Origin of the sequence: Cryobacterium sp. Hh7, assembly GCF_004403155.1 — a bacterium.
Classification (GTDB): domain Bacteria; phylum Actinomycetota; class Actinomycetes; order Actinomycetales; family Microbacteriaceae; genus Cryobacterium; species Cryobacterium levicorallinum.
This window is the reverse complement of sequence record NZ_SOHG01000067.1, coordinates 1-3,288: the sequence shown is the minus strand read 5'-3', so window position 1 is coordinate 3,288 and position 3,288 is coordinate 1. Positions and strand designations below refer to the sequence as shown.

Annotated in this window: 6 protein-coding genes and 2 tRNA genes; all 8 read left to right on the top strand. The window is 62.4% G+C overall.

Annotated features, from left to right (window positions below; all coding sequences use genetic code 11):
• Positions 1-95 precede the first annotated feature (95 nt).
• On the top strand, positions 96-509 hold the full coding sequence (locus tag E3T43_RS18135; protein ID WP_134473467.1) for a hypothetical protein: 414 nt from the start codon (positions 96-98) through the stop codon (positions 507-509).
• Positions 506-961 (top strand): hypothetical protein, encoded by a 456-nt coding sequence (locus tag E3T43_RS18130; RefSeq protein ID WP_134473466.1) that lies wholly within the window; start codon positions 506-508, stop codon positions 959-961. Before E3T43_RS18135 ends, E3T43_RS18130 begins: the two co-directional genes overlap by 4 nt.
• Positions 958-1,215, top strand: coding sequence for a hypothetical protein (locus tag E3T43_RS18125; protein ID WP_134473465.1), 258 nt, complete (start codon positions 958-960; stop codon positions 1,213-1,215). The genes E3T43_RS18130 and E3T43_RS18125 overlap by 4 nt, the downstream gene beginning before the upstream one ends.
• Positions 1,212-1,370, top strand: a complete 159-nt coding sequence (locus tag E3T43_RS18900) for a hypothetical protein (RefSeq protein ID WP_166791387.1) — start codon at positions 1,212-1,214, stop codon at positions 1,368-1,370. Before E3T43_RS18125 ends, E3T43_RS18900 begins: the two co-directional genes overlap by 4 nt.
• Positions 1,367-2,119 (top strand): hypothetical protein, encoded by a 753-nt coding sequence (locus E3T43_RS18120; protein WP_134473464.1) that lies wholly within the window; start codon positions 1,367-1,369, stop codon positions 2,117-2,119. Before E3T43_RS18900 ends, E3T43_RS18120 begins: the two co-directional genes overlap by 4 nt.
• The gene (locus E3T43_RS18115; RefSeq protein WP_134473463.1) at positions 2,112-2,324 is read left to right on the top strand and encodes a hypothetical protein; all 213 of its coding nucleotides are present in this window, start codon (positions 2,112-2,114) and stop codon (positions 2,322-2,324) included. The genes E3T43_RS18120 and E3T43_RS18115 overlap by 8 nt, the downstream gene beginning before the upstream one ends.
• Positions 2,325-2,759: 435 nt before the next feature.
• Positions 2,760-2,833 (top strand) — tRNA-Met (locus E3T43_RS18110).
• Positions 2,834-2,982: 149 nt separating this feature from the next.
• Positions 2,983-3,053, top strand: a tRNA-Trp gene (locus E3T43_RS18105).
• Positions 3,054-3,288 lie beyond the last annotated feature (235 nt).

The following is a 3,288-nucleotide window of genomic DNA, read 5'->3' as shown; positions in this document are numbered from 1 at the left end:
GTCGCGACGGCCCGCCAGCCGCCCGCTCAGCCCCTCGCAGCACAACCGGCACCACCAACCCACACAACGGCCGTAGAGGCCAGAGACGAGCAATCATGAGTAAGACCACCCGCAAGCCCGCACTGATCGCAGCCCTCGCAGCGGCGGCGGTGGCGACCCTGCTGCTGTCCGGCTGCACAAGCGATGCAGACCGGGCCAGCTACAACCTGTCGAAGTCGGCTGACCAGTTCGAGATCGAGCGCCGCGTCGTGTTCCTGAACGGGATCACCGACACCTACCTGCTCAGCATCGAGGGCCGCTGCTCAATCCAGGAAACGGGAGATCAGCTCGAAGTGACATGCAGGCTCGGCCCGGACGAGTACAAGAAGCACTTCCTCGGGCTGAGTGACAACGTGTCCTACTTCGTGGAGCAGATGGAACCGGTTGACGTGAGCGTGTACCACTACCGGGTGATCTTCAAGCCGGAAAACATCATTCCCGACATCGACGTTGAGGCGGGCAAGCAATGAGCAACACGGAACTGGTCAAGAAGGCCCGTAGCGCCCTGAGATTCATCAACGAGGACTCGGACAGCTTCGATCACGGAGGTGAGCCTGCCGAAGCAATCTGGGAAGCTCTCGACGCCCTCGAAGCCGCTGAGTCGCCGACCAGCCAAATGCTGACCGAAGACGGCAGAGCAACCGTCGTCGCGCTTGGTGACTACCTGTTCGCCCACCATCCGACCGCCGAGCCCGACATCGCGAAGGCTGCGCTGGCGACGATCAAAGCCCTCGAAGCTGAGTCGCCGACCACTGTTGAGTGGGGCATCAAGTGGGCCGAGATAATCCCCGGATTCCTCGATATCGCCATTGGCTATGAATCGGAAGCCCTCGCCAGCGCCGCCGCCGGGCGCTCGGCATTCCCCGGCACGGTCGTCTTTCGGAACATAAGCGCTGGCCCATGGATTCCGGTGCAGTCATGACCCGCGCAATCGAGTCCGGCCAGCCGCCGGCGCCCATCCCACGGTTGAAGATCACCTCCCTGGTCGGCGGCGGCCACGAGATCCGCGTCCGGCAATCCGAGATCGATGGCCTGACCATGAGCGAACTCACCGCGGCGATCAGCGCCCTGCGCATCGGAGGCAGACGCATCGGGCCCGATGACCTCGGCCCATCTATCGAGAAATTCCACCCACACCGATGGGTGATCCCCATCAAGAACGGAGATTCAGAATGATGCCCAGCATCAAAGACCGCTTCGCATTCTGGCTTGAGCGGTTCACGATCATCCACCCGCTGCTGCTCAAGCTCGACGGCATCGCGCCGAGCGGAAAGCTGCGCTACAAAAACCGAATCAACGGCCACGTGATCCTCAAGGAGATCGCGAAGTGACCACTGAACCCGCTGCGTTCCCTTGTGTTCGCGGATGCACTCACCCGCACGCGGAGGACGCCCCGCCCAAGCCGAAAGGCGCACGGCATGGGGATTTGTGCGACTCGTGTTTCTATCGGCTCATAGCGGCGCTCAAGCTCATCCCCGACCTGGTGGCGAACATGCGGGCGCAACTCTGGGGAATCGGCGCGGCTGACTACTCCGAGCGGGTCGGTGGGGGAGGTGCAGAAGCGCCGGCGCCACTGAACCTCGGGCCGCTCGACGCCTCGGATGCGTTGTTCGCAAAGCTCGCCTCGTGGATCGGGGTGTTCGCGGAGGAATTCGGCCACGCCGGACTGACCATCCCGACGTGGGCGAACGGGCGCGAGGTGCAGGGGTCGCGGCCAGTGACCGTGGAAGTCGCCACCGAGCATGCAGCCGAGCAGGTCGGGTGGCTCGCGGACCGTTTGGAACGGATCTGCGGCACGACATCGGCGGCCGCCTTCCACGACGATCTCTGCATTGGGCACGAGGATGCTCGCGGAGTGTTCAGTCTGTCGGCAGCGTATGGGGTGAAGGCGCGATCAACCCCGAGCGCGGAAAAACGAGAGTGCCCGATATGCCGTGAGCGTTCGGTGTTCCTCAAGATGCCCGACTCATTCGACCCTGAGTTCGCCGTGATCTGCGAGAACTGCGACTGGATGCAAGACCCTAAGACGTACGCGAAACACCTGAAACCGTTCCACGAAATAGAGGCCATGTATGTCTAGCCCCATCAATCAGAGAACCTACACAGTGAAGTCGGCGGCGGCTCGCACTGGCCGCACGATTCGCACGATTCGGCAGTGGATCCGGGATGGGATGAAGTGCCGCAACGTCAACGGCATGATCATCATCGATCACGTTGATCTGATGCAGCGTTACCGGACGAACATCATGGCGCGCGGGCACAGAGACACGCTGGAATTGGAGTAGAGCTTCTTCACCCATACAGGGTAAGCTATGCATAGGCAACTTCCGTGCCCCGGAGGTTGCATTCTTTTTGCCCGAGAGAGGCCGTCGCATCCCCCATGCGGCGGCCTTTTTCGCGTTAACTTTCGGTCCACCCCCGCAGCACACTCAGCCCCTAGAGGGCCAGTCCGGGCGAGTCGGGCCGAATCATCTTGCCACCGGACCTCAACGGAACGGCCGATCACCGCGGTGCCCAGCGGCGGCAACAGAGCGGGCAGCATCGAGCGCAGAGCGGGGCCGGGCGGTATATCCACCGGCCTCGCGACCCGCACCCCCACAGATCACAACTGAATAGAGCAGCGTGGCCCCGTGCTGGCATAACGGGGCAACTTCACGGCCCGCGCAACAGGGATTGCGCGGATTGCGTCTCGGGCGGAATTCCCGAGAGCCGGTTGCCAATGTGGAGTAGAGAAGTTCGGTATCTCGCGGGTCTCATAAACCTGAAATCGTGGGTTCAAATCCCACCTCCGCAACCCGTGGGTTCGCACCCGTCGCCCTGACAGCGAACATCTGGCCCAGCAACTAAACGGCTGACGATCACCTGAAATGGTGTGAAACCTCGCGAGAGGTTCCGTGGAGTCTCCCCTGCTGGGGAATAACTGGAGACCTTTGGGCGGCACCTTGGGAGTAAGTGTTACGGAAGCACGCCGGTCTCCAAAACCGGAAGCGCAGGTTCGACACCTGCACACTCAGCAAGAGACGAGCGACTGGGTTGCAAACCGGTTGCTGACGTGAGGGCTAGCTACCCTCGCGGCTGGACGCTGGTTCCCGTCTCCCCATCTTGAGTGGCCTTCGACGGCACGCGGCCCTTCACCGGTGCACTCGGTGTTGGGTGTCAACTGGCGCGAAGACCCGGCAGGGTTGCCAGCTACCGCCGACCAACTTTCGAGGGGTGGCCATGAGCGCACAGACGAAGCGCGACCTTGAT

What these genes read in the sequence shown, in the direction of transcription:
- E3T43_RS18135 (WP_134473467.1), top strand. Translation starts at nt 96, where the DNA reads ATGAGTAAGACCACCCGCAAGCCCGCACTGATCGCAGCCCTCGCAGCG.
- E3T43_RS18130 (WP_134473466.1), top strand. Translation starts at nt 506, where the DNA reads ATGAGCAACACGGAACTGGTCAAGAAGGCCCGTAGCGCCCTGAGATTC.
- E3T43_RS18125 (WP_134473465.1), top strand. Translation starts at nt 958, where the DNA reads ATGACCCGCGCAATCGAGTCCGGCCAGCCGCCGGCGCCCATCCCACGG.
- E3T43_RS18900 (WP_166791387.1), top strand. Translation starts at nt 1,212, where the DNA reads ATGATGCCCAGCATCAAAGACCGCTTCGCATTCTGGCTTGAGCGGTTC.
- E3T43_RS18115 (WP_134473463.1), top strand. Translation starts at nt 2,112, where the DNA reads ATGTCTAGCCCCATCAATCAGAGAACCTACACAGTGAAGTCGGCGGCG.